27 protein-coding genes and 1 pseudogene are annotated in these 26,577 nt (G+C 55.6%); 8 read left to right on the top strand and 20 right to left on the bottom strand.

What is annotated here, in order from left to right; all coding sequences use genetic code 11:
- The first annotated feature begins 44 nt into the window (after positions 1 to 44).
- The 8 genes from AC2FI7_RS05140 to AC2FI7_RS05105 all read left to right on the top strand — a co-directional run bounded on the left by AC2FI7_RS05140 (position 45) and on the right by AC2FI7_RS05105 (position 7,840).
- Positions 45 to 1,586 (top strand): EAL domain-containing protein, encoded by a 1,542-nt coding sequence (locus AC2FI7_RS05140; RefSeq protein ID WP_496815936.1) that lies wholly within the window; start codon positions 45 to 47, stop codon positions 1,584 to 1,586.
- A gap of 126 nt (positions 1,587 to 1,712) precedes the next feature.
- Positions 1,713 to 3,536, top strand: coding sequence for a membrane protein insertase YidC (gene yidC / locus AC2FI7_RS05135; RefSeq protein WP_010437161.1), 1,824 nt, complete (start codon positions 1,713 to 1,715; stop codon positions 3,534 to 3,536).
- Positions 3,533 to 4,270, top strand: a complete 738-nt coding sequence (locus AC2FI7_RS05130; RefSeq protein WP_010437158.1) for an MOSC domain-containing protein — start codon at positions 3,533 to 3,535, stop codon at positions 4,268 to 4,270. The genes yidC and AC2FI7_RS05130 overlap by 4 nt, the downstream gene beginning before the upstream one ends.
- Positions 4,267 to 4,920: a ribosome biogenesis GTP-binding protein YihA/YsxC gene (gene yihA, locus AC2FI7_RS05125; protein ID WP_496815933.1), complete on the top strand. Its 654-nt coding sequence runs from the start codon at positions 4,267 to 4,269 to the stop codon at positions 4,918 to 4,920. The genes AC2FI7_RS05130 and yihA overlap by 4 nt, the downstream gene beginning before the upstream one ends.
- Positions 4,921 to 4,980: 60 nt before the next feature.
- Entirely contained in the window at positions 4,981 to 5,844 is an 864-nt protein-coding gene (gene argB / locus AC2FI7_RS05120; RefSeq protein ID WP_029621561.1) for an acetylglutamate kinase, read from the top strand.
- Between the two features lie 57 nt (positions 5,845 to 5,901).
- Positions 5,902 to 6,696 carry a sterol desaturase family protein gene (locus AC2FI7_RS05115; RefSeq protein WP_496815931.1) on the top strand — a complete coding sequence of 265 codons (795 nt, stop codon included), beginning with the start codon at positions 5,902 to 5,904 and terminating at the stop codon, positions 6,694 to 6,696.
- Complete coding sequence (locus AC2FI7_RS05110) at positions 6,693 to 7,346, top strand: ferredoxin (RefSeq protein ID WP_120981193.1); 654 nt, start codon at positions 6,693 to 6,695, stop codon at positions 7,344 to 7,346. The genes AC2FI7_RS05115 and AC2FI7_RS05110 overlap by 4 nt, the downstream gene beginning before the upstream one ends.
- A complete protein-coding gene (locus AC2FI7_RS05105) occupies positions 7,343 to 7,840 on the top strand; it encodes a SixA phosphatase family protein (RefSeq protein WP_010437143.1) in 498 nt (165 codons plus the stop codon). The genes AC2FI7_RS05110 and AC2FI7_RS05105 overlap by 4 nt, the downstream gene beginning before the upstream one ends.
- A gap of 43 nt (positions 7,841 to 7,883) precedes the next feature.
- On the opposite strand, the gene AC2FI7_RS05100 is transcribed toward AC2FI7_RS05105, so the two are convergent.
- The 20 genes and pseudogenes from AC2FI7_RS05100 to AC2FI7_RS05005 form a co-directional block, all read right to left on the bottom strand.
- Positions 7,884 to 8,675, bottom strand: a complete 792-nt coding sequence (locus tag AC2FI7_RS05100; RefSeq protein ID WP_029621560.1) for an amino acid ABC transporter ATP-binding protein — start codon at positions 8,673 to 8,675, stop codon at positions 7,884 to 7,886.
- A gap of 12 nt (positions 8,676 to 8,687) precedes the next feature.
- Positions 8,688 to 9,986 carry an amino acid ABC transporter permease gene (locus AC2FI7_RS05095; RefSeq protein WP_010437139.1) on the bottom strand — a complete coding sequence of 433 codons (1,299 nt, stop codon included), beginning with the start codon at positions 9,984 to 9,986 and terminating at the stop codon, positions 8,688 to 8,690.
- Between the two features lie 3 nt (positions 9,987 to 9,989).
- Positions 9,990 to 11,222 (bottom strand): amino acid ABC transporter permease, encoded by a 1,233-nt coding sequence (locus AC2FI7_RS05090; protein WP_010437136.1) that lies wholly within the window; start codon positions 11,220 to 11,222, stop codon positions 9,990 to 9,992.
- Between the two features lie 123 nt (positions 11,223 to 11,345).
- A complete protein-coding gene (locus AC2FI7_RS05085; protein WP_010437135.1) occupies positions 11,346 to 12,365 on the bottom strand; it encodes an amino acid ABC transporter substrate-binding protein in 1,020 nt (339 codons plus the stop codon).
- 207 nt (positions 12,366 to 12,572) lie between these two features.
- A complete protein-coding gene (locus tag AC2FI7_RS05080) occupies positions 12,573 to 13,280 on the bottom strand; it encodes an ATP12 family chaperone protein (RefSeq protein WP_010437134.1) in 708 nt (235 codons plus the stop codon).
- A 5-nt stretch (positions 13,281 to 13,285) separates the two neighbouring features.
- Complete coding sequence (locus AC2FI7_RS05075) at positions 13,286 to 13,957, bottom strand: HAD-IA family hydrolase (RefSeq protein ID WP_010437133.1); 672 nt, start codon at positions 13,955 to 13,957, stop codon at positions 13,286 to 13,288.
- Positions 13,954 to 14,997, bottom strand: a complete 1,044-nt coding sequence (locus AC2FI7_RS05070; RefSeq protein ID WP_496815929.1) for an RluA family pseudouridine synthase — start codon at positions 14,995 to 14,997, stop codon at positions 13,954 to 13,956. The genes AC2FI7_RS05075 and AC2FI7_RS05070 overlap by 4 nt, the downstream gene beginning before the upstream one ends.
- 104 nt (positions 14,998 to 15,101) lie before the next feature.
- The gene (locus AC2FI7_RS05065; RefSeq protein ID WP_010437130.1) at positions 15,102 to 16,415 is read right to left on the bottom strand and encodes a replication-associated recombination protein A; all 1,314 of its coding nucleotides are present in this window, start codon (positions 16,413 to 16,415) and stop codon (positions 15,102 to 15,104) included.
- Positions 16,416 to 16,418: 3 nt separating this feature from the next.
- Positions 16,419 to 17,804 carry a trypsin-like peptidase domain-containing protein gene (locus tag AC2FI7_RS05060; RefSeq protein ID WP_496815927.1) on the bottom strand — a complete coding sequence of 462 codons (1,386 nt, stop codon included), beginning with the start codon at positions 17,802 to 17,804 and terminating at the stop codon, positions 16,419 to 16,421.
- Between the two features lie 207 nt (positions 17,805 to 18,011).
- Positions 18,012 to 18,431: a 50S ribosomal protein L17 gene (rplQ, locus tag AC2FI7_RS05055; RefSeq protein WP_010437128.1), complete on the bottom strand. Its 420-nt coding sequence runs from the start codon at positions 18,429 to 18,431 to the stop codon at positions 18,012 to 18,014.
- A 118-nt stretch (positions 18,432 to 18,549) separates the two neighbouring features.
- Positions 18,550 to 19,566 (bottom strand): DNA-directed RNA polymerase subunit alpha, encoded by a 1,017-nt coding sequence (locus AC2FI7_RS05050; RefSeq protein ID WP_010437127.1) that lies wholly within the window; start codon positions 19,564 to 19,566, stop codon positions 18,550 to 18,552.
- Positions 19,567 to 19,681: 115 nt separating this feature from the next.
- The gene (gene rpsK, locus AC2FI7_RS05045) at positions 19,682 to 20,071 is read right to left on the bottom strand and encodes a 30S ribosomal protein S11 (RefSeq protein ID WP_010437126.1); all 390 of its coding nucleotides are present in this window, start codon (positions 20,069 to 20,071) and stop codon (positions 19,682 to 19,684) included.
- Positions 20,072 to 20,086: 15 nt separating this feature from the next.
- A complete protein-coding gene (gene rpsM, locus AC2FI7_RS05040) occupies positions 20,087 to 20,455 on the bottom strand; it encodes a 30S ribosomal protein S13 (protein WP_010437125.1) in 369 nt (122 codons plus the stop codon).
- Between the two features lie 413 nt (positions 20,456 to 20,868).
- The gene (locus AC2FI7_RS05035) at positions 20,869 to 21,513 is read right to left on the bottom strand and encodes an adenylate kinase (protein WP_010437124.1); all 645 of its coding nucleotides are present in this window, start codon (positions 21,511 to 21,513) and stop codon (positions 20,869 to 20,871) included.
- Positions 21,510 to 22,874: a preprotein translocase subunit SecY gene (gene secY, locus AC2FI7_RS05030; protein ID WP_010437121.1), complete on the bottom strand. Its 1,365-nt coding sequence runs from the start codon at positions 22,872 to 22,874 to the stop codon at positions 21,510 to 21,512. The genes AC2FI7_RS05035 and secY overlap by 4 nt, the downstream gene beginning before the upstream one ends.
- A gap of 109 nt (positions 22,875 to 22,983) precedes the next feature.
- Positions 22,984 to 23,457, bottom strand: coding sequence for a 50S ribosomal protein L15 (gene rplO, locus AC2FI7_RS05025; RefSeq protein ID WP_010437119.1), 474 nt, complete (start codon positions 23,455 to 23,457; stop codon positions 22,984 to 22,986).
- Between the two features lie 200 nt (positions 23,458 to 23,657).
- Positions 23,658 to 23,873: a DUF1127 domain-containing protein gene (locus tag AC2FI7_RS05020; protein WP_496815924.1), complete on the bottom strand. Its 216-nt coding sequence runs from the start codon at positions 23,871 to 23,873 to the stop codon at positions 23,658 to 23,660.
- 380 nt (positions 23,874 to 24,253) lie between these two features.
- Entirely contained in the window at positions 24,254 to 25,336 is a 1,083-nt protein-coding gene (locus AC2FI7_RS05015) for a hypothetical protein (RefSeq protein ID WP_496833293.1), read from the bottom strand.
- A gap of 78 nt (positions 25,337 to 25,414) precedes the next feature.
- Positions 25,415 to 25,585, bottom strand: a pseudogene (locus AC2FI7_RS05010) (Tad domain-containing protein); the annotation flags it as partial.
- Between the two features lies 1 nt (position 25,586).
- Positions 25,587 to 26,075 (bottom strand): TadE/TadG family type IV pilus assembly protein, encoded by a 489-nt coding sequence (locus tag AC2FI7_RS05005; RefSeq protein WP_139056580.1) that lies wholly within the window; start codon positions 26,073 to 26,075, stop codon positions 25,587 to 25,589.
- Between the last annotated feature and the right edge of the window lie 502 nt (positions 26,076 to 26,577).

The raw sequence follows: 26,577 nt of genomic DNA, 5'->3' as shown, positions 1-26,577 counted from the left end.
GTTGGCCTGCGCGATCCTTGCCCAAGCCAAAGGCCGTAAAACCGATGCGGAAATTTCTCTTTGTTGATAAATATCTCGATCTGTTGCGAGTTATCCTGACCGGACCACAGGTCCTGGCCTTTTTGCCAGCCATCTGTCTGGCAGCGTTCTGGTTGGGTGGTGAACGTGCCCTTTTCATGGCGGCGCTTGGCCTGCCGCTTATGTTTGCCGCAACCGGAATATGGGGCAGCCGATCCTACACCGCCCATAGCGCGGGAATGCGCCCCAGCGGCCTGGTGACTCATAATGTTTTTCAATCCGAACTGCAGATTTTGAATGAGTCAGCGCGTAGCCGAGGCGAGAATGCCGCCTGCATCGCTATAGCTCTGGACGATTTTGCCGACCTTCTGGATCTGCACGGGCAGGCCGCAGCCGATCATGCGAAACAACAATTCCGCGATCGCGTTCTTTCGATCATTCGCAATCAGGACATCTTTTGCCAGATTGACCAGAATCGGTTTTTGATTGGTCTTAATCCCTCACCGCATCTGGATCTCGAAGCCTGCATTCAAATGTCAGGCCGCCTGCAAAGCGCCGTCGAAGAACCGCTCTTGTTAAACGGAGTTGGCGTGTATCAGTCCTGCTCGATCGGGTTTTGTCTGCTGTCGGATCTGCACCAGGCTGAAGCTGATGAATGGATAGGGGCCGCCACGGCTGCCCTTGCCGAGGCCCAGAGAAACGGGCCTTCAACAATCCGCGCCTATTCAAAGGGAACCCGCCGGCGATCTCTGGTTCGAGCCAACTTGCGCAAAGAGTTCGAGGCTGCATTGGACAATGGGGAAATCCGGCCCTGGTTCCAGCCTCAAGTGTCAACTGAAACTGGCAACATAACCGGGTTCGAAGCGCTGGCACGGTGGGAGCATCCTGGCAAAGGTGTGCTTGGCCCTCAGGTATTCTTGCCCTTCGCAGAACAAGCCGAACTGATGGAGCGGTTGGGTCAGGTCATGCGCCACCACGCCTTCGAGGCCTTGCGCACTTGGGATAGCGCCGATGCTATCATTCCTCGGATAGGTATCAATTTCTCGTCTGATGAACTTCGCAATCCCAACCTGATTGATCGATTGAAGTGGGAACTGGACCAGTTTGAACTGACACCAGACAGATTGGCGGTCGAGATTCTGGAAACCGTGTTCTCGCGCCGACCCGATGACGTGATAACGAGAAACGTGACAGGCATGGCGGCTCTTGGGTGTTGTATCGATCTGGATGATTTTGGAACCGGTCATGCCTCGATCGCGTCAATCAAACGATTTGACGTTTCGCGCATCAAGATCGACCGGACCTTTGTGGCAAAATCCGACCAGGATCCCAGTCAGCAGCAGCTTGTCAGCGCGATTCTGACGATGGCTGAAAGGTTGAATCTTGAGACTCTTGCGGAAGGTGTCGAAACCCCGGGTGAACACGCATTGATGGCACAGTTGGGCAGCAATCACGTGCAGGGGTTCGGGATTGCCAAACCGATGCCGTTCGAACAGACGATGCAATGGATCACTGCCCATCGTAATCAGCTTAAAGGCGCGCCCAGGATCGGCGGCAAAATGGGATGAAATCGGTCATTTCATTGCGCCAAATCCGTTACTGCGGCGATTTATGAGGCGATTCCGCTTGACCTTTGGGGCTGCACTCTGTTGAACCCACCGGGTGTGTTTCACTGCTCAAGGTGGCTGTCCCCGATGGACGATCAGAATAAGAACCTCATCCTTGCAACCGCGCTCAGCTTTTTGGTGATCCTTGTCTGGTTCGTCTTGTTTCCACCGCCCGAACCATCGGTGACACAGGAAGAGGCTGAAATTACCGCCCTTGAAGGGGACGAGGTGCAGACACCCAGTGCCACCAGCACTGTTGGTGAAGCAACCGCAACCACCGAAGAGACTCTGCCAGAGGAACAAGCCCCTCGGGTGCAAATCGACACGCCCCGCCTGGAGGGCAGCCTGTCCCTGTCGGGCGGGCGGATCGATGAGCTGTTCTTGAAAGACTACAAGGTTTCGATCGAAGAAGGAGCGCCCATTGTCGAATTGCTGTCTCCGGTCGGGTCGGAATCAGCATATTACGCCATTTATGGCTGGGCCCCAGGCGCGGGCCTGGCAGGTGCGGACGTTCCCGGCCCCAATACACTATGGACATTGGAGCAGGGAGAGAAACTGGGTGTCGACAGCCCCATCACGCTTGCCTGGGACAACGGCAATGGCCTGACCTTCCGCCGGATCATCTCGGTCGATCAGGACTACATGTTCACCGTGACCCAATCGGTCGAAAACTCGACCCAGTCCGAGGTGGGCATGGCCCCTTATGGCATTCTCGCCCGGCACGGTATTGGCGAAGATGGCGATCTTCCGGGCCTGAAGAATTTCTTCATCTTGCATGAAGGCGTGATTGGCATGTCGGATGGCACACTGTCCGAGGTCGATTATGGCGATGTCCGCGATTTCGATATCAACCCGAATGAAAGGGCCCAGGCCGAGGTCTATCAGGTCAAGGAAGATGGTTGGATCGGATTTACCGACCATTACTGGATGACTACACTGATCCCCGAACCCGGGTCAGCTTTCAAAGCAGCCGCCAAATACGACTCGCGCCGCAAAATTTATCAGACCGAGACGGTCCTGTCGACACTGACTGTCGCCCCAGGTGAAACCGCCGAGGTCACGACCCGCCTGTTCGCCGGTGCCAAGGAATGGGAAGCCATTCGTGAATATCAGGCTGAAGGCGTGCAGAAATTCATCGACAGCATCGACTGGGGCTGGTTCTTCTTTCTGACCAAGCCGATCTTCTGGCTGCTGCACAATATCAATGCTCTGATCGGCAATATGGGCTGGTCCATCATCGGCCTGACCTTGATCATTAAGGCAATCCTCTTCCCGCTGGCCTTCAAATCCTACGTCTCGATGGCGAAAATGAAGGAACTGCAGCCGCAGATGGAGGCGTTGAAAGAAGCCGCAGGAGACGACCGCCAGAAGATGCAGCAAGGCATGATGGAGCTTTACAAGAAGGAAAAGGTAAACCCGGCCGCTGGCTGTTTACCAATCCTGATGCAGATTCCGATCTTCTTCTCGCTATACAAGGTGATCTTCGTCACCATCGAACTGCGCCAAGCCCCCTGGTTTGGCCCGTTCCAGGACCTCAGCGCGCCGGATCCGACCTCCATCATGAACCTGTTCGGCCTGTTGCCCTGGGCTGGCCCACAACCGGAAACGTTCATGGCGCTGATCTTCATCGGCATCCTGCCGCTGTTGCTGGGTATCTCGATGTGGCTGCAGCAAAAGCTGAACCCGGCACCAACCGATGCGACGCAGGCGATGATCTTTGCCTGGATGCCTTGGGTGTTCATGTTCATGCTGGGCAGCTTTGCCAGCGGGCTGGTGGTGTACTGGATCGCGAACAACACGATCACATTCACCCAGCAGTATCTGATCATGCGCAGTCAAGGCTACAAACCTGACGTATTCGGAAACATCAAGTCTGGCTTCAAGCGCACCCCAAAGACGGATGACAAATGAGCGGAACAGTAACCGCTTTGTGGCGGCACCCGATAAAAAGTCACGGGCGCGAAAGCCTTGATCACATCACCATGACCCCCGGGCAGACCATGCCCGGGGATCGTATTTGGGCGGTTGCGCATGAGGCGTCCAAAGCGGATGGGTCGGAATGGGTACCCTGCAACAATTTCAGCCGCGGCGCGAAGGCTCCTCAGTTGATGGCAATCTCAGCGCATCTACAGGGTGACACGGTCACGCTGCGCCATCCCAACCGCCCCGATCTGAGTTTTGAGCCCGACACGCAACAAGACAAATTTCTGCACTGGGTGAGGCCACTGATGCCGACAGACCGGGCCGCCTCGGCCCGCATCATCCGCGTTCCCGGTCGCGGGATGACCGATAGCGATTTCCCATCGATCAGCCTGTGCAATATGGCCTCGCACCGTGCGGTCGAGCAGAAATTGGGCCGTGATCTTTCGATTGCACGTTGGCGTGGCAACATCTGGTTCGATGGCCTGCCACTGTGGGAGGAATTCGACTGGCTGGGCCGCAATATACGAATTGGCGAGGTGATCTTTCACATCCGTGAACGCATAACGCGTTGTTTGGCCACGACGGCCAACCCCGAGACGGGTGAACGCGATGCCGATACGCTGGGTGCGCTCGGCAATTGGAATCATCAGGATTTCGGGGTCTACGCTGAGGTTCTGCAAGGCGGCAGCATCCGCCCCGGCGACGAGGTACAGGTACTGTGACCGCTCTTCGTTTTCCATTGGTCGAATCCCCTGACGCATTCGCAACAGAAACCGGGCGCAAACTGTTTGCCGGACCATCCGAGTTCGTCAAAGGCGTGGTCGCCATGGACGGCCTGCCCGCACCTGACCGGCTGGAAGTCTGCTTCGCAGGGCGTTCAAACGTGGGCAAGTCCAGCTTAATCAACGCGCTGACTGGGACCAAAGGGCTGGCACGTGCATCAAACACGCCGGGCCGCACACAAGAGATCAACTTTTTCACTCAAGGACCTGAGCTCTATTTGGTTGACCTGCCGGGATATGGTTACGCCAATGCGCCGGTCAAGGTCGTCGAAAAGTGGCAGCGGTTGCTGAAAAAATATCTCAGCGGCCGTCAAACCCTGCGCCGCGCCTTTGTGCTGATCGACTCGCGCCACGGGGTAAAGCCGGTCGACGCAGAGATTATGAAGCTGCTGGACACCAGCGCTGTCACGTTTCAATGCGTTCTGACCAAAGCCGACAAGGTAAAAGCCAACGACCGCGAGAAGGTGCTGCAGCAAGTACGCAGCGCGCTTGCCAAACACCCCGCAGCCTTCCCCGAGATCGTGTTAACATCATCCGAAAAAGGCGACGGAATTCCCACCCTGCGCTCGATCATCGCGCATCTGGAATAGCTTGGCTCTTGGCAGCACCGCGCAAAGACCCTAACACGGGTGCCCAGAGGGACCTCAGCCATGAAGACAAGAGATATGAATCGGGATTGGATCGCCACCGCAGCCACCTTGAACAGCGCCCTGCCCTACCTGCAGCGCTATGACGGGGCCATCGTTGTTATCAAGCTGGGTGGGCACGCCATGGGCAGCGACGAGGCGATGGAAAGCTTTGCGCGCGACGTTGTTCTGATGCGGCAAGTCGGTGTAAACCCCGTCGTAGTGCATGGCGGCGGTCCTATGATCAACGCCATGCTGGGCAAGCTAGACATTCAGTCCGAATTTGTCGGCGGCAAGCGTGTGACTGACAAAGCCACTGTTGAGGTGGTCGAGATGGTTCTGTCCGGCCTTGTAAACAAGCGTATCGTACAGGCGATCAACGGTCAGGGCGGCTCGGCTGTGGGTTTGTCGGGCAAGGATGCAAACCTGATGGTTTGCGATCAGACCGATCCATCGCTGGGATTTGTGGGCTCACCGTCCAAGATGAACCCAAAGGTTCTGCATGACCTGTTCTCACATGACGTGATCCCCGTGATTGCCCCGCTTGGTGCGGGCCAGAATGGTGAAACGTTCAACGTCAACGGCGACACCGCGGCTGGCGCGATTGCCTCGGCACTTAAGGCAGATCGCCTTCTGCTGCTTACCGATGTTTCGGGCGTCAAGAATGCCGCCGGAGAGGTCGTGACCGAACTGAAAGCCGGTCAGATCCGTGAGATGACGCTGGAAGGCACTATCGCGGGTGGAATGATCCCCAAAACAGAAACCGCGTTGGACGCGCTGCATAGCGGTGTTCGGGCAGTGGTAATACTGGACGGGCGCGCGCCAAATGCGGTGTTGCTCGAACTGTTTACGGAACACGGTGCCGGATCCCTGATCCGACCGGATTAACGCCATAGTGATCTTCGACATCTTGCACCGGGCATTAACATGCTCGATTGTGAATGTATGGAGAACGAGCCCCTATTTCGCCTAAGCGTGTTTTTGATCCTGTTTGTTGTGTTTGCGGCGGCAGAGACAATTGCGCCAAAACGCTTACGAACTTGTCCGCGAAAAAATCGGTGGCTAACCAATCTATCAATCACTGTTTTGAACACACTGATGCTCAGGACTATGGCGATTGGGTTGCCCTTATTGGCAGTTGGCGCTGCCATTGATGCTGGGAAAAATGGATTGGGCGTTTTTAATTGGCTCGCTTGGCCAGGGTGGGTTGAGCTTATTCTGTGTTTGCTGATTCTGGACTTTGCAATCTGGCTACAGCATCTGATTACCCACAAGGTGCCAATCCTTTGGCGGCTACATCGTGTGCATCACGCCGACCGAGACATGGACGTCACTACTGCAGTCCGCTTTCACCCTGTTGAAATCGCGTTGTCCATGATCCTGAAAATCGGGCTAATCTATCTGCTCGGCTCCAGCGCCCTGGCTGTGATCCTGTTTGAGATCCTTCTTAATGGCACAGCGTTGTTCAATCATTCAAACTTGAAGCTCCCCCTTGCTGTTGACGCTGTGGTACGTAGGGTTCTTGTGACACCCGATATGCATCGCGTACATCATTCGGTGTTCCGAACAGAACATGACAGCAATTATGGCTTTGCACTGTCTATTTGGGACCGAATGCTGGGGACTTACATTGCACAACCTCGGGACGGGCACGAACAAATGAGCGTGGGATTGGAATGGCAGGACGATCGACCAACAAAACTGGGATGGAGCCTGGTTCTGCCCTTTCGCCGTCGATGACCTACGCCAATGTCGAACGAGCAGCCACTCAGGTTGGGCTGATAGTTATGGGTGCACAACATCCGCGCGTGTCGGGAGCCAAACAACTGGACGGTGGGACATTGATCCTGCTGGGGACGGCAGGAGCGTTCTGGCCCACTCTGGCTGCATCGCCTGAGTGGAGGGATGGTCAACCCGATCCTGTAGACCGGTGGTCAAAGCGAGTTATTGGTGAACTGGCACAGGACCTGTCAGCCGCAGCACACTATCCGTTTGGCGGCCCACCTTACGCGCCATTCATTGATTGGGCACTAAACTCCGGGCGCACGTTCAGCAGCCCGGTAGGGGCACTGGTGCACGATACTGTGGGAATGATGATTTCATTCCGTGGTGCTTTGCATTTCACTGGGGAATTTACGATCCCGCACAACTTACAGGAATCTCCATGTGTTGAATGCCCCGCCCCTTGCGCGACCACCTGTCCGGTAGAAGCGCTGAATACGCACAGCTTCTACGATGTGGCCGCCTGCAAAGGATATCTGGGTACTGAAGCTGGACAAGACTGCCTGAACGATGGGTGTATCGCGCGGCGCGCCTGCCCTGTCAGCGCAGGTGCCGAGCGTCAACCCGAACAGTCGGCGCATCACATGAACGCCTTTTTTCGATCATGACCCGAACTCTGATTCTGACCCGCCATGCGAAATCCAGTTGGCAAGATCCGTTTGCCCAAGATCACTACCGGCCACTAAACAAACGCGGACGAAGGTCGGCTCCTGCGATCGGCCGCTGGTTACAAAGCAATGGTTGGTTACCAGATGAAGTCCTCAGCTCAACAGCACAACGCACGCGGGAGACATGGAACCGGTTGGGGCTAAGCGCATCAAAGCTGTCCTTTACCCCCGGCCTCTACCTTGCCGGGCCCGATCAAATGTTTGAGGCGCTTTTGTCGGCTTCGGCAAAGACCGTGCTCATGCTAGGCCATAATCCCGGTATTGCAGAGTTTGCAGATCGATTAGTACGCCAAGCCCCGAACCATCCGCGATTCTACGATTATCCGACTGGCGCAACGACTGTTATCCACTTTGAAGCACCAGATTGGACTTCGGTTCGTTGGGGAAGTGGTGAAGTTCTTGGATTTACAATCCCACGCGAATTGCTGGAATAAAAAAGGCGGGGTAACCCCGCCTTTCTGATCTTCTGGTCTCGGTTCAATGACCCAGAATTTGGCTTAGGAACAGTTTGGTCCGCTCGCTCTGAGGGTTGTTGAAGAACTCTTCCGGTTCGTTCTGTTCCACGATCTGGCCTGCGTCCATAAAGATCACACGGTTGGCAACCTGACGTGCAAAACCCATCTCGTGGGTCACACACAGCATGGTCATGCCTTCCTCGGCCAGTTCGATCATGGTGTCGAGCACCTCTTTGATCATCTCGGGGTCCAGCGCCGATGTCGGTTCATCGAACAACATGATCCGCGGCATCATACACAGCGAGCGGGCAATCGCCACACGCTGCTGCTGACCACCGGATAGCTGACCGGGATATTTCAGCGCCTGATCCGGGATCTTCACCTTTTCCAGGAAATGCATCGCGCGTTCTTCGGCTTCTTTCTTGGGCGTTTTACGTACCCAGATCGGTGCCAGCGTGCAGTTTTCCAGAATGGTCAGATGCGGGAACAGGTTGAAGTGCTGGAACACCATGCCAACCTCGGACCGGATCTTGTCGATGTTCTTGAGGTCATTCGACAGTTCCGTCCCATCCACGACAATCGTGCCTTGCTGGTGCTCTTCCAGCGCGTTCAAGCAGCGGATCAGGGTGGACTTACCCGACCCGGACGGCCCCGCGATCACGATCCGCTCGCCCTGATTGACGGTCAGATTGATGTCGCGCAGTACGTGGAAGGACCCGTACCACTTGTTCATGTTGTTGATTTCGATGGCGACCTCGTCGCTCACCTGCATCTTGGTGCGGTCGATTTCGCGGTCAATTGCAAGTTCAGACATATGTTGAACTCCTTAATGATGATCCGTGGCAAGGCGACGCTCGAGCCACTGGGAATATTGAGAGATGCCGTAGCAGACGACGAAGAACAGAAGCGCTGCAAAGCCCAGAAGCTCCCAATAGACGCCGTTCCATTCGGTCGACGCCAGGATGGGACCCCGGATCATGCCCACGAGATCGAACATTGAGATGACCGAAACCAGTGTGGTGTCCTTGAACAAGCCCACGGCCACGTTCACGATACCGGGGATCGATATCTTCAATGCCTGCGGCAGGATGATAAGCCGCATCGCCTGCGGGTAATCCAAACCAAGACTGTCTGCTGCCTCGTACTGTCCACGTGGAAGCGCTGCAAGACCACCGCGGATCACCTCGGCGATATACGCGGCAGAGAACATGGTGATCATGATCACAACGCGCAGGAACAGGTCGACCGTGCTGTCAGGCGGGAAGAAATACGACAGCATCACCGAAGCCACAAACAGCAGTGTGATCAAAGGCACACCACGGATGAATTCGATGAAGATGACGCAGACCCACTTGATCAGCGGCATGTTCGACTGACGGCCCAGCGCAAGTGCGATCCCTAACGGGACAGACAACGAAACGCAGGCCAAGCCCAGCATCATGTTGAGCATGAAGCCACCTAGATCGCGGCTGGGAACAGCTGAAAGCCATGCCCCTTCGGACGCGTCCTCTGGGATCAAAGCACCGCCAAGCTTCCAGACAACCAAAGCAACGATAATGGCCCCGAAAAATCCAGCGGCAAAACTGTTCTTCCCGAGCTTCTGAAAGACAGCACCCGCAGCAACGCAGCCAAGTAGGGCAACAAAAGGTACCAAGATCGTGCCACCCCATATCAGCCAGAAGGCAATAAAGGGATAGAGGGCTGTAAAGATCAGTAGTTTGCGCGGTAGGTCGAAGAACAGGACCGGTGCAACCGCCGCAAGCATCAGTACGAATGCCAGATTAGGCCGCCAATACGCATCGGTGGGGTATTTGAACCCGTAGATAAGCTGAGGCCAGCGTTCGGTCAGAACCGCGAAACACGCACCTGTTTTACCGGCGAGAATCTCTCGGCATTCCGCAAGCGAATTCGCGTTCCACACTCCATTCATGATCCATGGCAACGTGTTTTTTAGAAGCACATAGATCAACAACAGCGACAGGACAGTCAGGATTGTATTGGTCGCGCCTGAGAAAAGATTCTCTCGCAGCCACTTCACAATACCCGTCTGGTTCGCAGGTGGTGGTGACGGAGGAATGGTGCCATCGGCCACAAAGGCGATCGGGTTTGTTGTTTGATCAGCCATGGCTCAGCGCTCCTTCAACTTGACGGATGCGTTGTAGACGTTCATCACCATTGAGATCAGCAGCGAAGCGGTCAGATAGAACAGCATCAGCAACAGAACACACTCGATCGCACGACCGGTCTGGTTCAGCGTGATGCCACCCAACGTCGCGGTAATATCCGCATAGCCCACGGCAATCGCCAGCGACGAGTTCTTGGTGATGTTCAGATACTGCGAAATCAGCGGCGGGATGATCACCCGCAGCGCTTGCGGCAGGATCACCAGATTCATGATCCGCCCGGGGCGCAAACCCAGTGCAGCTGCAGCTTCGGTTTGACCTTTCGAGATCGCCTGAATACCCGCGCGAACGTTTTCCGCGATGAAGGCACCGGTATAAATCGACAAGGCAAACCACAAAGCGATCAGCGGGCCACCGATTTTGATACCACCGCTGAAGTTAAAGCCCTTCAGCTCGGGAATGTTCCAAGTCAGACCCATCACCGCCATCAGCAGAGCAAAAGGCACCAGCCAAACGGCCAGTTTCACAAGGCCGGTTTTCGGACGCTCACCAGTTTGTTCCTGCTTCAGCGTGGCGCGTTTTTCAATTTCGCGAGACGCAAACCAAGAACCGACCAAAAACACGATCACCACAACCCAATTCAAAATTGTGGCGCTGAACAAGCCATTGGCGAATTCCGGACGCGGGATATAGACACCACGGTTGGTGAAAGCGAACAAGTCAAACAACATGCTGGATGTTGGGTTATCGCCGCGGAAGGCTCTGGGCCCTGGCAATACTGCCGTCATGATGGTGAAGATGATGATGATCCAGATCAGGACCGGGATGTTCCGGAAGATCTCGACATAGACGGCCATCAACTTTGACACGAGCCAGTTGTTCGACAGACGCAATACGCCCGCTATCACACCAAACACCGTGGCTGTAACACAGGCCAGAACAGCGACAAGCAGCGTATTGAGAATTCCAACAATAGCGGCGCGCCCATGCGAAGACTGGCTGTCATATTCAATCAAACGCTGGTTAATGTCATACCCCGAAGCGTCGCCCAGAAATGTGTAGGAAATGTTGAGGCCAGCGGCCCTGAGGTTCTGGATCAGGTTGTTGCCAAGATACCAGATGGAAAGCGCAATAACGACGGCCGCAATCACCTGAAATGTCAGTGAGCGATAGCGGGTGTCGTTTATGAGCATAGACAACCGAAAGTCAGCTTTCGGTGGGTCAGTCATAGTTGACATATTTAGGAATCCCCGTGCTTTTCGAGCGCTTCATTGTCGGCGGGGTTCTCCCCACTCTTGAGCAACTCGTAGCATTCTGATGAGAAAAGGGCGCAGGTTGCCCTGCGCCCTTTCCAATGGATTTTAGCGGAACGGCGGCGAATACAGCAAGCCACCTTCGGTCCACTGTGCGTTCAGGCCGCGAGCCAGACCAATCGGAGTTTCTTCACCGATGTTCTTGGCGAAGACTTCGCCATAGTTACCACCAGCTTTAATCGCCTTGGCGGCCCAGTCAGCGTCCAGACCCAGCATTTCGCCCAGAGTACCTTCGGTACCCAGCAGACGGTTCACTTCAGGGTTGTCACCTGCGCCGGCGCTCAGCTCATCGATATTGGCCGAGGTCACGCCCAGCTCTTCAGCCGAAACCAGAGCGTTCAGAGTCCAGCGGACAACGTCGCCCCACTCGTGATCGCCGTGACGGACCAGCGGGCCCAGAGGCTCTTTCGAGATGATTTCGGGCAGCAGGACGTGGTCACCAGGGTTTTCGAACGTGGCACGTGTTGCGGCCAGACCCGATGCGTCGGTGGTGTAAACGTCACATGCGCCAGCTAGATACTGCTGTTGTGCTTCGGCGTTGGTTTCGATCGGAACCGGCTCATAGCTGATGTTGTTCGAGCGGAAGAAGTCCGCCAGGTTCAGCTCGGTTGTGGTGCCGGTCTGGATGCACACGGTTGCGCCGTCCAGTTCCTTGGCCGAGCTTACGCCCAGTGCTTTGGGAACCATAAAGCCCTGACCGTCGTAGTAGTTCACGCCGACGAATTCGAACTTCAGGTCTACGTCGCGGCTGAATGTCCAAGTGGTGTTACGAGCCAGCATGTCGATCTCACCCGAAGCCAGCGCGGTAAAGCGAGTCTTGCCGGTGGTCGGAACAAATTCAACAGCGCTTGCATCGCCCAGTACAGCGGCTGCAACAGCACGGCACAGTGAGACGTCAAAGCCCTGCCATTCGCCATTTGCGTCGGGTGCAGCAAAGCCGACCAGACCGGTGGTCACACCGCAGTTCAGCTTGCCGCGTGCTTTGACATCGTCAACAGTCCCCGCCGCAGCTGCGCCAGCAGCCAGGCCGGCAATGGTTGCCATGCCCAAGATTACGGATTTTTTCATTTTTACCTCTTCCTGATTTTCCATCCCTTTATGGGACGGTTCGATCCGGCACTATACGCGCCAGAAAGGTTACCCAAAAGGTGTCTCCCCTTTAGTGGCCCGAGTTTGGGCGTATTCATCAACAAACGTCAAGGGCTGGATCAGGGAAAACGATTGATCAATTTGGGCAAAAAGGGGCTCAAAATCACGATTTGAGCTCAAAAAGTCTCAGATCGAGATGTCGAAGAAACGCTTGGCATGCAAAAACGCTGCTTTTTTTACTTCGGCTGCAGCGTGTGCTTCGTCATCATGACCCCACTGTTCGATCTGCCACAGCTCATCCAATCGGGAAATATGCCAGATCTCATCTGGCGCTCGCCAATCCAAAGCCGCAGCAAATCCAAGAATCAATGATCCGGACAGACTGACAAGATCGTGAAACGCCGCCAATTGAAAGGCATTGAGCGCGTGTACCCGGTTGCGCAACGTTTGCAGTGTTTCGGTGTCTTGCGGATGATGCACCACGCCCACGCGCGAAATTAAACGTGCGCCCAGCGCGTCGGCAGCCCAATCCAAAGCAGGGTCCCAATCGTTTGCCTGCCGGTTTTGCAAAGCCTCGGGGTGAGTCGCCCGATAGCATAACAAATCCGAATCGCCATAATCTGCTAGCATATCAGCAACCTCACCATGCTGATGCTGCACATTGTCGATCGCCGCGTTGGCCGAACGGGTGAAAGGCATCGTGGTCGGATCGACCTCTTTTTCCTGCGCATCCCATTCATCGGCAATGGCCTGCGCCATGGCATGCGTGGGAAGGACCAGCGCAGCTTTTGCCGGTGTCTTGACACGACGACCATCCAGCGCAACCGTGTAACCGTTGTCGATCTCAACGACTGCGCCTGACGTCCAGAAGCGTTTTGGTTTCCAGTCGCTCATATTTTTCAGTCCCAGATGTTGGCCAGTGTCACTGGCAATTCTTCGAAGCTCTCGATCACGTATTGGGCAGTGCTCAGGGCTGATCGATCATGGTATCCCCAGCTTACTCCGATCCCTGCGACCTGCGCGGCAGCAGCCATTTCCATGTCAAAACTGGTATCGCCTACCATGACCGAATGAGCGGCCCCCACGCCGGTTTCAGCCAGCGCGGTTTCGATCATCGATGGATGCGGTTTTGACGGGTGATGATCGGCCACCTGCCGAGTGATGAAATGCTGCTCCAACCCATGCGCCTCTAGCAGCGCATCCAGTCCACGCTTGGATTTCCCGGTCGCAACGCCCAGCAGCACCTCGGGCATATCATGGAGTGCCTGAATTACTTCCCGAGCGCCTGGATAAAGCGGAGAGCTGGCTGCGCCCTGCTCTAACCGTTGCGCGTGATAGGCCTGTTTGTAGCCATCAACCAGCGCGTTCTGCACCAGATCTGACTGATCTGACGCAAGACGTGCCATCGCATGGGGCAGAGACAAGCCAACGATGGACAGGATTGCGTTTCGGCTCGGCACTGGCAAAGACTGCGCCTGAAAGCTGGCAGTCATCGCCGACACGATGGCGCCCTGACTGTCGACAAGCGTGCCATCCACGTCGAACAAAACCAGCCGTAAGGGCGCACTCATCGCAGCTGCTCGAATGGATCGTCGGATGCCAGATTCTCGGTCCAGCCGAGCGTATCCCAACTGTGCTTCATGTGGTCTGGCAATGGGGCTGTAATCGTGATGGGTTTTCGTGTTTCCGGATGCTCAAATAACAGACTGCGGGCGTGCAGGTGAAGTTTCTTGCTGATGATGCCGCCCAGCTGAGCCCCCCAACCATCGCCGAGGTTTTCCTGTCCCGAGCCACCGTATTTTCCATCTCCGATGATAGGGTGGCCGATAGCTGCCATATGCGCACGCAGTTGATGTGTTCGGCCGGTCACCGGCTCCATCGCAACCCATGCGGCCCGGCCCGCAACACGGTAGAGCGTGGCATAGAGCGTATGCGCGCGTTTTGCGCCAGGCGTATCGTTCACTTCACTCGGATGAACAGCGATCATCTTCTCGCCTTCGCCCTGTTTGCCATGCCCCGGAGCCTTGACCAGACCGGTCTTGATCTCTCCCAGATAAGGCGTTGGCACCCCTGCAACGAGCGCCCAATAAATCTTTTGGGTGTTGCGATGCCGGAACGCTGCGGTCAGCCCCTTGGCGGCTTCGCGCGTGCGGGCCATCAACAGCACCCCAGATGTGTCCTTATCCAACCGATGCACTAAGCGCGGGTTCTCATCGTACCCAAAGCGCAGCGCTTCTGACAGGCTGTCCACATGGCGGGTCTGACCACTTCCGCCCTGCACTGGCAGCCCATGTGGTTTGTTCAGCGCCAGCACGTGGTCATCCTTATAGATCACGCAAGACTGGATCATCTTTGCGTCGGCGTCCGAGACACGGTGCTTTACGACTGCCGGCTTATGGTCCGCATCCGGTAGCGGAGGCACACGCACGGACTGCCCGACCTCCAATCGAGTCGCGGCTTTGACCCGCCCGCCATCAACGCGCAGCTCACCCTTGCGACACATCTTCTCGATCCGGCCTTGGCTGACATGGGGAAACAGCCGGCGCAGCCAACGATCCAACCGCTGGTCGCCATCGCCCTCTGCTACGGTGATCACCTGTACGCCGCTCATGCCATTGCCCCTTTTTCCGCACGGCTGATCCGCCCGGATTGTGCTGGTTTCAGTGCCTTAGAAATCATGCGCGTCTGTCGCGCGCATCGGGTGCAGAGTCAAGCCTAGCCCGGATTGCGCTGAGTTCTCAGTTTGGCAAAGTATTCCAACCGCTTTTTTAGTTCTCGTTCAAAACCGCGCTCGACCGGCTGATAGAGAACCGGGCGCTTCATATCATCCGGGAAATAGTTCTGACCCGAGAACCCATCTTCGGCATCGTGGTCATAGGCGTAACCTGCGCCATACCCCTGATCCTTCATCAGCGATGTCGGTGCGTTAAGAATATGTTTGGGCGGCGGTTCACTGCCCGATTGTTTGGCCAACCGCATCGCTGCCTTGTACCCCACATAAGCCCCGTTTGATTTAGGAGCGAGCGCCAGATAGACCAACGCTTGTGCGAGTGCCAATTCGCCCTCGGGCGAGCCCAGCCGTTCGTAGGTTTCCCAGCTATGAAGACAGATTGATTGCGCCTGCGGATCGGCCAGACCGATATCCTCGACCGCCATTCGCGTGATCCGGCGTGCCAGATAGCGCGGGTCTTCACCCCCTGTCAGCATCCGCGCGAACCAATAGAGCGCCGCGTCCGGATCCGATCCACGCACAGATTTGTGCAGGGCCGAAATAAGGTTGTAGTGCTCGTCCCCCGATTTATCGTATTTCGCTGCCCGTCGCATCAAACGCGTCGACAGCGCATCAGAATCCAGTGCGGTTTCCACGGTCCAAGCGGTAACCTGTTCGATCAGGTTCAATAGTGCGCGCCCGTCGCCATCCGCCATTTCCTGCAGCGCTTCGCGCGCCGCAGGGGTTAGGGGCAAGGCACGGTCCAGCTCTTTCTCGGCCCGTTGGGTCAAGCGTTCAAGATCAGCGAGGCTGAGACGTTCCAGCACCAGCACCTGAGATCGGCTGAGCACCGCTGCGTTCAATTCGAAGGACGGGTTTTCGGTGGTCGCGCCGACCAGAAGGATCGTGCCGTCTTCCATATGCGGCAGAAACCCGTCCTGTTGGGCTTTGTTGAAGCGATGGATTTCGTCAACGAACAGCAAAGTGCCCTGCCCGTTCCGGCGGCGGATCTTGGCGGCTTCGAACACCTTCTTCAGATCCGGAACACCGGTAAAGATAGCACTGATCTGTACGAAACGTAGATCAGTTTCCTGCGCGAGCAACCGGGCAATTGTCGTCTTACCTACGCCCGGAGGCCCCCAAAAGATCAGGCTCGACAGGCTTCCAGAAGCCAGCATCACCCCCAACGGAGCATCCTGGCCCAACACTTGTTCCTGCCCGATCACCTCGGATAAGGATTGCGGACGCAACCGATCTGCTAGCGGTCTGTGCGGCGAAGCCGTGGGTTCGCTCGACCCAGTATCAAACAGATCATTCACGGATCACATCCGGAACCGCAATGAGATTGTCCGCCCACCGCGTTCAATTTGAACCTGAACCCGGCGACCCGGGTCGGTCAGAACCTGAACAACATCTTCTGGCACGTCAATCTTGCCGCCGTTAATAACCTCAAGCACATCCCCTGCACGCAAGCCCGCCCGCGCGCCGTATTGTCCGGGATCGACGACAACAACACCTGTTTGAGACAGCTTCAATCCGAGGCGCACAATGACCGCCGGATTGACCCCGGAGACTATAAGCCCCGGCAGCGCGGTATCTTCGCCCAAAGTCGTCTCGTTCGCGGCAGGCGTTTCGGGCGCTCGGATCAATGCGACTTCGATATCAGCACGCTCCTCACCCCGTAGCCGTGTCAGCACGGATTTGCCGCCCACCCCGGCAACCACCATGCGAAACTTCATCTCGGCTGGAGAATTCACCTCATCCCCATCCACATGAGTGACTACATCGCCTACCCGCAAGCCCGCTTCGGCCAGCGGACTAAGCGAATGAAGGTCCGACACCACAACGCCCATCGGGATGACCAATCCTAAAGACTCAGCAATATCCGCGCTCATGTTCTGACCGGCCATACCGGCCCAAGGGCTGACGAAGCTTTCATTCCCTGCCCGCGCCTGACGTAGAAATTCCGCCACCAAATTCGCCGGAATTGCAAATCCGATACCGTTTGACCCTCCCGACCGGGTCAGAATCGAAGTATTGATGCCGATCAAATCCCCATTCACATCGATCAGAGCACCACCGGAATTACCGGGATTGATCGCCGCATCGGTTTGGATGAAATATCCACGTGCATTACCGGTGGCTGTACCGGTCCGCGCCAATCCCGAGATTATCCCTGAAGACACAGTTTGCCCGACCCCAAACGGGTTCCCGATCGCAAGCGCCAGTTCACCTACTTCTACGTGATCGGAGTCGCGCAGATGCAGAAAAGGTAGCTCGCCCGCCTCCTCCAGCCGCAGGATGGCAATATCGCTTTCCTTATCGCCGAGCACAACCTTGGCCGAATACTCACGACGGTCCGTGGTCACCACCCGTATCTCGGTGGCTGTCCCAACCACGTGATAATTGGACACGACATAGCCGTCTTCCGACAAAACGACGCCCGATCCCAGCGAGTTCTGAATACGTTGACGGGGCTCCCCAAACCCCCGACCAAAGAAGTCCTGAAAGAACGGGTCTGAGAACAGCGAATTGGTTCGACCTTCCCGTATGATCTTGGCATAGATATTTACCACTGCCGGGGCAGCTTTCCGAACCACCGGGGCAAAACCCAGTCCAATCTCGGCCTGTGATTGGGGCACGCGCGTTTCGGCTGAGGCAGTCGCAGCTACCACCATCAGGCTTATCACTAGAATACTGCGGATCATGTGACCTCCAATCAGGAATGATCGAAGATATGCGAAGCCCGCGCCATGAATGCAAGAGCCGATGAACTGTGCGACCGCGACTAGCTTAGTCAACACACTGCAGGCATAGGCGTGGCCGATAATACCCGTATCTAAACCTCAGAACAGAAAAACCTCCGCACGGTTGCCCGGGCGGAGGTTTATTTCCGACCATATGGTCAGAATTTATTATTCGTCTGCAGCCTCTTCAGCAGCAACACGCGCTTTGTCAGCAGCGCCTTTGGCATCGACGTCACGATCAACGAATTCGATGATCGCCATCGGAGCCATGTCACCATAGCGGAAGCCAGCTTTCAGGATGCGGACATAGCCGCCCTGACGCTCGGCGTAGCGGGGGCCCAGAACTTCGAACAGCTTTGCGACGTCTTTGTCTTCTTTCAGCTGCGAAGCGGCCTGACGGCGGGCGTGCAGGTCGCCGCGCTTGCCCAGAGTGACCAGCTTTTCGATGATCGGGCGCAGTTCTTTTGCCTTGGGCAGAGTTGTCTTGATTTGCTCATGCTCGATGAGCGAGCCAGCCATGTTCGCAAACAGAGCCTTGCGGTGCTCATGAGTACGGTTCAGGCGGCGGTAACCACGTGCGTGACGCATTTTCTAGTTCCTTCTTTCGCGTTTTGCTTTGTCTGGCCGGCGATGCGTGTCACCGGCTCTCCTTGGGGCGGAAGTGCCCATATGGTCCCCGGCAGCCCGGGCATTTGGGAAGACGCGCTTAGAACGCGTCTTCGAATTTCTTCGCCAGATCTTCGATGTTGTCGGGCGGCCAATCCTCGACATCCATGCCGAGGTGCAGACCCATGCCGGACAGCACTTCCTTGATCTCGTTCAGCGACTTGCGACCGAAGTTTGGAGTGCGCAGCATCTCGGCTTCGGTCTTCTGGATCAGATCGCCGATGTAAACAATGTTGTCGTTTTTCAGGCAGTTTGCCGAACGGACCGACAGCTCCAGCTCGTCGACCTTCTTCAGCAGCAGCGGGTTGAACTCCAGACCATCGTCTTCGTCCTGGCGGCCAGCCGATTCCGGCTCGTCAAAGTTGACGAAGATCGACAGCTGGTCCTGCAGGATGCGTGCGGCAAAGGCCAGCGCGTCTTCCGGTGTGATCGAACCGTCGGTGTCGATCTTCAGGGTCAGCTTGTCATAGTCCAGAACCTGACCTTCACGGGTCGGCTGCACGTCATAGGCGACCTTTTTGACCGGCGAATAGATCGCGTCGATCGGAATCAGGCCGATGGGCGCATCTTCTGGCTTGTTCTTCTCAGCCGAGACGTAACCCTTGCCGGTGTTGACGGTCAGTTCCATGAACAGGTCAGCGCCATCGTCGAGGTGGCAGATAACGTGATCGCGGTTCAGAACCTCGATACCGGCGCTTTCGCTGATGTCGCCTGCGGTGACAACTGCGGGGCCTTTGGCATTGATCGACAGGCGCTTGGGGCCTTCGACTTCCATACGCAGCGATACACCCTTGAGGTTCAGGATGATGTCGGTGACGTCTTCACGAACGCCCGCGACCGAGCTGAACTCGTGCAGGACGTTGTCGATCTGAACGCTGGTGATGGCCGCGCCTTGCAGAGAGCTCATCAGAACGCGGCGCAGCGCGTTGCCCAGAGTCAGGCCAAAGCCACGCTCCAGTGGTTCGGCGACCAAAGTGGCCTGACGTGCGGGGTCGTTGCCCGGCTTGCCGTCAAGCTGGGTCGGCTTGATCAATTCTGCCCAATTCTTGTGGATCATGTAATCCCTCCATTCCTGTCCGCGCCCCATGACCAACAAGGTGCAGACGCCCGAGGTTCAAAATGACGTGCTGGGGCCGCGCAAATACACTGGCCCCAGCTCAATTCAAAATCGCTTAGACGCGGCGGCGCTTCGGCGGGCGGCAACCATTGTGAGCAATCGGGGTCACGTCGCGGATCGACGTGATGTTGAAGCCCACTGCAGCCAGTGCGCGCAGAGCCGATTCACGACCCGAACCGGGGCCCTGAACTTCGACTTCCAGCGTCTTGACGCCATGGTCCTGCGCCTTTTTGCCTGCGTCTTCTGCAGCCATCTGAGCGGCGTAGGGTGTCGATTTCCGCGATCCTTTGAAACCCATGGTACCGGCAGACGACCACGAAATGGCGTTACCCTGTACGTCCGAGATCAGGATCTTGGTGTTGTTGAAGGTCGAGTTCACATGGGCAACGCCCGATGCGATGTTCTTGCGCTCTTTGCGCTTGATGCGAGTCTTATCGCGTGCCATCGGTCAGACCCTCCCTTATTTCTTCTTACCGGCAATGGCCTTTGCGGGGCCTTTGCGAGTACGAGCATTGGTGTGGGTACGCTGACCGCGAACCGGCAGGTTGCGGCGGTGACGCAGACCGCGATAGCAGCCCAGGTCCATCAGGCGCTTGACGTTCATCTGAACTTCACGACGCAGGTCACCTTCAACGGTGAAGTTTGCATCGATGTGCTCGCGGATGGCCAGAACTTCGGCGTCGGACAGTTCGTTGACGCGACGGTGCGTTTCGATACCTACGGCTTCGCAGATCGCTTTGGCCGAGGTGTTTCCGATACCGGTGATATATGTGAGGGCGATTGGTACCCGCTTTGCAGTCGGGATGTTTACGCCGGCAATACGTGCCACGTGTCACTTTCCTTTTTGTTGCGGTTCCGTAGCTCCGGAACCTTTTTTCACAACACTTGACCGTGGCAGTGACGCCAGAGGGTCCAGTATTATTCGAGGTGGTCGGGGCATTTGGGACGAATCCCCCATGCGATCTTGATTCCCTTTAGGGATGGGGGTCGATATGGGCTTTTGGCAGCGCCGTCAAGCCCATATTCAATCTGGCCAACAAACCTTCTCTCTGACGTATTGATCGAAGATGAAGTGCTTACTGGTTTGGTCGTTGCAAAAATCCATGTGAGTGTTCAACCCACCTAAACCAACTGTGCTGATCGCCCCTAGCAATACGCCTAAAATAAGACCCACTGGCAATCCAATTATAAACCACAGTGAGTTCTTATTGTACGTATTCCAGAACACAGAATGCCTGACGCTCAGCCCAATACGGCCTCAATCGACGCCGTGACTTCCTTGATATCCGCCAGTCCGTTCACCGGGCGCAGATCGCCTTTGGCGTAGTAATAGCCAATCAGCGGAGAGGTCTTCTTGTAGTATTCCATCAACCGCGTGCGCAGGCTGTCTTCGTTGTCGTCGGCGCGACGGACGAATTCATTTTCCTTGCCGCAATTGGTGCATTTGCCATCTGCCGGGATTGGCTTGGTGTTGTCGTTATAGACCTCACCACATCCGCCGCAGGTTGACCGCGCCGTGATCCGGCCCACCAGCGCGTCATCGTCCACACGCATCTCGATCACCGTATGCAGCGACTGGCCCAGCTTGGTCAGCAGAGCCGACAGCGCGTCGGCTTGCGCCAGCGTGCGGGGGAAGCCGTCAAAGATGAAACCGGCACCTTTTTCGGTGGTCAGTTTCTCTTCGATCAGGCCAATCACGATCTCATCGGTGACCAGCTTGCCCGCGTCCATGATCGCAGCAACCTTCTGGCCCATTTCCGTGCCCGAGGTTTTGGCCTCACGCAACATGTCTCCGGTGCTCAGCTGCACCATACCGCGGGTTTCAACCAGGTGACGCGCCTGCGTTCCTTTGCCTGCCCCCGGGGGGCCGAGAAGAATGATGTTCATCGACGAGCAGCTCCCTTTCTGCCGCGTTTCTTGCCTTTGCCGCGCAGTTGGGACTTTTCAATCAGCCCTTCGTATTGATGCGCCAGCAGGTGGCTCTGGACCTGTTGGATGGTGTCCATGGTCACAGAGACGATAATCAGAACCGAGGTGCCGCCGAAATAGAACGGAATGGCAAACTGGCCCCGTAGAATTTCAGGCAACAGACAGACGGCGGCCAGATAGGCCGAACCCAGCACCAGAACGCGGTTGACCACGTATTCCAGATACTCGGAGGTTTTCTTGCCTGGACGGATACCCGGTACAAAACCGTTCTGCTTTTTCAGGTTGTCCGCCACATCGTCCGGCTTGAACGACACGTTGAACGTGTAGAAATAGGCGAAGAACACGATCATCGACGCGAAAAACAGCAGGTACAGCGGCTGACCGGGACCGAAGTTCGCCAGCAGCCACGACATGACCGGGCCATTTGTGGCACCCGACGAGAAAGTCGAGATCGTTACCGGCAGCAGCAGCAGCGAGCTTGCAAAGATCGCCGGGATCACGCCCGCCGGGTTCACTTTGACCGGCAGATGGCTGGAGCCGCCTTCATAGACTTTCATACCGGCCTGACGGCGCGGGTATTGGATGTGGATCTTGCGCAGAGCCCGCTCCATAAACACCACAAAGGTGATCACGGCGATGACCATGATGATTACACCAACGATCACGGCAGGGCTGATCGCGCCACTGCGGCCACTGGCAAAGAACTGCGCCAGAGCAGCCGGAACCTCGGCGATAATGCCGACGAAGATGATCAGAGAGATACCGTTGCCGATGCCGCGTGCAGTGATCTGCTCACCCAGCCACATCAGGAACATGGTACCGCCGACCAGAGTGATCATGGTCGACATACGGAAGAACAGACCCGGATCAGTGGCCAGATCACCCGATTCCAGCGAAACGGCCAGACCATAAGCCTGAACGGTGGCCAGAGCCACGGTGCCGAAACGGGTGTATTGGTTGATCTTTTTGCGGCCCTGCTCGCCCTCTTTCTTGAGTTGCTCAAGTGCGGGAACCATCGATGTCAGCAGCTGTACGATGATCGAGGCCGAAATGTAGGGCATGATGCCGAGGGCAAAGATACCCATCCGTCCCAGCGCCCCGCCGGTGAACATCGAAATCATGCCGCCGATGCCCTGCCCCGCCTGCTCCATGAACTCGCGCAGGGCTGCACCGTCAATGCCAGGCACCGGAATGAAGGTGCCCAGACGATAGACGATCAGCAATGCAAGCGTGAACAGGATGCGGTTGCGCAGATCGGTGGCTTTACCAAGGGCAGCCCAGCTTGTGTTGGCTGCCATTTGTTCTGCTGCTGATACCATAAATCGGTCTCTCTTATGAAAACACCGCCCGGAACCGTTTTCCGGCTCGGGCGGCGTCTTGGAAAACTCTGTGGTCTATGTAAGCGGGTCTTGGCCCGCTCACAAGCGCTTACTCTGCCGCAGCCGCTTTTGTGACCGTAAGTGAGCCGCCCGCTTTCTCAACCGCCTCAACAGCAGCTTTCGACGCACCGGTTACTTCCAAGTTCACTTTGGCGCTGATCTCGCCTTTGGCCAGAACGCGGACACCGTCCAGCTTGCGACGAACCAGACCGGAGGCAACCAGCGCATCCTCGGTGATCGCAGCTTTGGCGTCCAGCTTGCCGGCGTCGACGAATTTCTGGATCAGGCCCAGATTGATAACGGCGAATTCCTTGCGGTTCGGCTTGTTGAAGCCACGCTTGGGCAGGCGCTGGTACAACGGCATCTGGCCGCCTTCGTAGCCATTGATGGCCACACCCGAACGGGATTTCTGGCCTTTGATACCACGGCCACCCATTTTACCTTTGCCGGAACCGGGACCACGGCCAACGCGGGTGCGTTTCGGTGCGGCGCCTGGGTTGTCGCGCAATTCGTGCAGTTTCATATCGCTTCTCCTTAGCCGGATGTGACCCCCGAAGCGTGATGGGCCAACCACGGCATTTTTTGGTTTTGATTCTCGTGGATGGAAATCCACCGGAGCGCTCTACAGCGTTGCACGCTCAGTTGCAAGTATTGTTCAATCACATCCCCAATACCAAAAGAGGCGCCATATTGGCGCCTCTTCAACGGTGAGTGGTTGGGGTGTTACCCGCAGTAGGCATGCTCGCGCGCGATATCCGCGATATCGCAGCGACGAATACCGATATCATCCAGTTCGCGGTTGGTCAGACGCTGAAGCTCGGTATAGGTGCGGTTGTATTCGGTCGCTCGGGCGCGGTTTTCTTTTACGCGCTCGATAAAGTTCACAATACGGGTGCTCAGGTTGAAGCCGCCATGTGTCAGTGTAGCTGTATGTGCCATATCTTTATTCCTTTCGAATGTCGGGGCGTATTCCCCGATGTCACTTGATTTGTTCCTTCATTGGACAAGTGGGAGATAGGCGCGCTCGATACCGCTAACAACGCGCGTTTTGGTCTAGCCGGTATGCAAAAACTGAATGGCGGGGTGACTTCGATACTTATTGCGCAATTTGGCTGCCATTTGTTGCGCTCACAGCACCGGTTCGCATTAGCCCTCGTCTACAGACAATGCGAGCTGCCATCTTTGTCCTGCGACCTTAATGCCAAGGCTTAAATGTCAGGGCTTGGTTACGAAAATACTGTACACAATTCGCACCCGTCGAAATGTGATTGAGCACAGACTGAATATTCCAATTTCGATCCAATCCTGGGCTTGTAACTTTACCTTACGAGACGCGGCCCATACTCGGCATATTCTTCCCAAATGGGAGCGGTGTCACACACTCTCATCTCTGCTTCCGAGGTGCCGGTAATAGAACCCAAAGACTTCATGGTAATGCCTTCGATCTTCTTGGCTCTGGCATGAAAATAGATGTCACCCTCAGTCCAGACTGTTCCACCATAGGAAGAAAAGTTTGCGTTGGCATAAAACCCGCCCATACTGATAATGCTGGCTTCGCCGCCCGGCGCGCAGTCGTCATCCTTGCCCATCTGTAATGCTGAATGCGAATAGACAGATTGTGCGGACGTGTTGGTTGTGGCAATCGTTGCATCCCCCAACACAACGTTCGAGGAAAACTCGATTTTGCAATCGGTTACCATCGAGAAGTTCTCATAAGTACCCGACTTGAACGTAATAGTGCCACCTGAGCATGAATGCTTGTAGGCCTTTCCGGAAGTGATATCTTCAGGGCGTATCTCCATTACAGAAATCGTATCTTCCGCCACTTCGGTAACGGTCGAAGGCGTAAACGCACTGGTGCCTGTCGTCAATTCGTCGATGATCGTAGGAATTTGGCTAAGTGAGGAAAAATCGTACCAACCTTCGGTCCGTGCATGTTCAAGGTTTGCGTTTGTCGCAAAGCCTGAATCAGGAAGCCGAAGATCTTCAGCATGAGGCATCGAGACCTTGGCACCCATGATATTTGCATCATAGTTGTCCGGCGTGAAATAGTTATTCGACCTCAGACTGACATATTGGTTGGAATGCATACAAAAGCCAGGCCCATAGAAGTTCTGGGAATCAACTGTAAGGGGCCCTTGAGCCAAGAGACCTTGATACGAACATGGCTTGAGCTTCATGGCATAGATTGCTTCGCTAGCCACATCAAAGCTGTCAAAACCAATTATAGACAAAATGAAGTTCAGAGTTGGATTGCCTCGGTCCTGCGTCATTCCCGCATAGACGTGCACGGCTTCGGTCGCGACGGGCGATGATACAAAAGTGCGCTTATCAAAATCCCAAGTTCCAAATGTGAAATCGGCTGATCTTACCGCAGTATCCATATTTGTTCTGGGCAACATCTTGGTCAGTACAGCAAGGCCCTCTGCCCTTGCGTCCGTGGCACTCTTGGTCTGACGCGCCAACAACGCCGCATGAGCGGAAGAATCCGCCGCGTTCTGCAGCCTTTGATTATCGGCTTGGCGCTTTTGGAAATCGATCGCTAACCCCCCCAAGACCACCAATATAATGCAAAAGTACAGAGACAGAATTGTTGCCGATCCGTCTTCGTCACTCAGGAAAAAACTGGCGAGATGTTCAGAGAGTTTCATCTCAAAACTCCACGAGATGGTTGCTTGTTACGTCGATCTCAACTCCGCTGAATGTATTGCGTAAGAACTGCATTGGCATCAGATCAACTGCTGGAACTTGCACTGATGCAGTCGCCATCTTGAAAGATTTTGACACATCAACGGTGACATTGGCACCTAGGTGCGAGAGCTGGTTCGATAAATCGAGTTCTGCTTCTGCATCGTCGCGGTAAAGACCCAGTGAGTGCTCTCTCGATACCGTTTGGACAACGCGCAAAATTAATGATTCCTGCACAAAAACCATCGAGACATTTAAGGCGAAAATCATCAAGAAAAAGAACATCGGAATCCAGATCATAGCCTCAACAGTGAAAGAGCCAGACTCGCAGTTCCGGAATTTCGACATGCGCCGCTTTGAGTTAGAAATTATTTTTTCGTACAGTTTTGACATTGAACAACTTTTTACACTAGCTACTTCACAAACTGCACCTTGGTTTGCAGTTTCAGCCATTTCTCGGTCCCTTCTCAACAAAGACTCTTTGGTCGAATCGTCTTCAACCCTGACTTGCAGAGAGAGTTTGCCCGAAAGCTATTAAACACCATTTGAACACATCGTTCATATTCAATTAACATTGAGTGTTTTTCGTGCACAATTAACCGTGTTCATCAAAGTTTTCTGCTTAAAACGCTTGATTTCCTAAGGTTATCGAAGTTCCGAGAAATCTCCTTTTTTATCGGTTCGCCCAGTGAATTATTAGTCTGGCGACCTTGGAGCGCACTCAATCCACTTGGCAGGAATTGACCGAGGCGTGCACAGAATAGGTGTCAATCAAACTATCGTTCTGATGAAATGTAACCGTCATCATCATGGATATTAGTCGTGTGCGGTGCTTCGGTGTGTGGGTTGATTAGGTGTACTCACGCCACGGGCAGACGATCCGAGGGCAGCTCGGCCTGCAAAGAGATGGTGCACAGGCAAACGGCGCAGGTGCCGAATGTATTGGCGGTTATGC

Source organism: Ruegeria sp. YTSA064 (assembly GCF_059610325.1).
The sequence above is the reverse complement of the archived record's forward strand: the minus strand, read 5'-3'. Positions and strand labels throughout refer to the sequence as shown.

What these genes read in the sequence shown, in the direction of transcription:
- AC2FI7_RS05035 (WP_010437124.1), bottom strand. Translation starts at nt 21,513, where the DNA reads ATGAACATCATTCTTCTCGGCCCCCCGGGGGCAGGCAAAGGAACGCAG.
- AC2FI7_RS05005 (WP_139056580.1), bottom strand. Translation starts at nt 26,075, where the DNA reads ATGGCTGAAACTGCAAACCAAGGTGCAGTTTGTGAAGTAGCTAGTGTA.
- secY (WP_010437121.1), bottom strand. Translation starts at nt 22,874, where the DNA reads ATGGTATCAGCAGCAGAACAAATGGCAGCCAACACAAGCTGGGCTGCC.
- AC2FI7_RS05060 (WP_496815927.1), bottom strand. Translation starts at nt 17,804, where the DNA reads ATGATCCGCAGTATTCTAGTGATAAGCCTGATGGTGGTAGCTGCGACT.
- AC2FI7_RS05075 (WP_010437133.1), bottom strand. Translation starts at nt 13,957, where the DNA reads ATGAGTGCGCCCTTACGGCTGGTTTTGTTCGACGTGGATGGCACGCTT.
- rplO (WP_010437119.1), bottom strand. Translation starts at nt 23,457, where the DNA reads ATGAAACTGCACGAATTGCGCGACAACCCAGGCGCCGCACCGAAACGC.
- rpsK (WP_010437126.1), bottom strand. Translation starts at nt 20,071, where the DNA reads ATGGCACGCGATAAGACTCGCATCAAGCGCAAAGAGCGCAAGAACATC.
- rplQ (WP_010437128.1), bottom strand. Translation starts at nt 18,431, where the DNA reads ATGCGTCACGCACGTGGTTACCGCCGCCTGAACCGTACTCATGAGCAC.
- AC2FI7_RS05095 (WP_010437139.1), bottom strand. Translation starts at nt 9,986, where the DNA reads ATGGCTGATCAAACAACAAACCCGATCGCCTTTGTGGCCGATGGCACC.
- AC2FI7_RS05100 (WP_029621560.1), bottom strand. Translation starts at nt 8,675, where the DNA reads ATGTCTGAACTTGCAATTGACCGCGAAATCGACCGCACCAAGATGCAG.
- AC2FI7_RS05140 (WP_496815936.1), top strand. Translation starts at nt 45, where the DNA reads ATGCGGAAATTTCTCTTTGTTGATAAATATCTCGATCTGTTGCGAGTT.
- AC2FI7_RS05070 (WP_496815929.1), bottom strand. Translation starts at nt 14,997, where the DNA reads ATGAGCGGCGTACAGGTGATCACCGTAGCAGAGGGCGATGGCGACCAG.
- AC2FI7_RS05085 (WP_010437135.1), bottom strand. Translation starts at nt 12,365, where the DNA reads ATGAAAAAATCCGTAATCTTGGGCATGGCAACCATTGCCGGCCTGGCT.
- argB (WP_029621561.1), top strand. Translation starts at nt 4,981, where the DNA reads ATGAAGACAAGAGATATGAATCGGGATTGGATCGCCACCGCAGCCACC.
- AC2FI7_RS05130 (WP_010437158.1), top strand. Translation starts at nt 3,533, where the DNA reads ATGAGCGGAACAGTAACCGCTTTGTGGCGGCACCCGATAAAAAGTCAC.
- AC2FI7_RS05020 (WP_496815924.1), bottom strand. Translation starts at nt 23,873, where the DNA reads ATGGCACATACAGCTACACTGACACATGGCGGCTTCAACCTGAGCACC.
- AC2FI7_RS05115 (WP_496815931.1), top strand. Translation starts at nt 5,902, where the DNA reads ATGGAGAACGAGCCCCTATTTCGCCTAAGCGTGTTTTTGATCCTGTTT.
- AC2FI7_RS05080 (WP_010437134.1), bottom strand. Translation starts at nt 13,280, where the DNA reads ATGAGCGACTGGAAACCAAAACGCTTCTGGACGTCAGGCGCAGTCGTT.
- AC2FI7_RS05090 (WP_010437136.1), bottom strand. Translation starts at nt 11,222, where the DNA reads ATGTCAACTATGACTGACCCACCGAAAGCTGACTTTCGGTTGTCTATG.
- AC2FI7_RS05110 (WP_120981193.1), top strand. Translation starts at nt 6,693, where the DNA reads ATGACCTACGCCAATGTCGAACGAGCAGCCACTCAGGTTGGGCTGATA.
- yidC (WP_010437161.1), top strand. Translation starts at nt 1,713, where the DNA reads ATGGACGATCAGAATAAGAACCTCATCCTTGCAACCGCGCTCAGCTTT.
- AC2FI7_RS05105 (WP_010437143.1), top strand. Translation starts at nt 7,343, where the DNA reads ATGACCCGAACTCTGATTCTGACCCGCCATGCGAAATCCAGTTGGCAA.
- AC2FI7_RS05015 (WP_496833293.1), bottom strand. Translation starts at nt 25,336, where the DNA reads ATGTTGCCCAGAACAAATATGGATACTGCGGTAAGATCAGCCGATTTC.
- AC2FI7_RS05050 (WP_010437127.1), bottom strand. Translation starts at nt 19,566, where the DNA reads ATGATCCACAAGAATTGGGCAGAATTGATCAAGCCGACCCAGCTTGAC.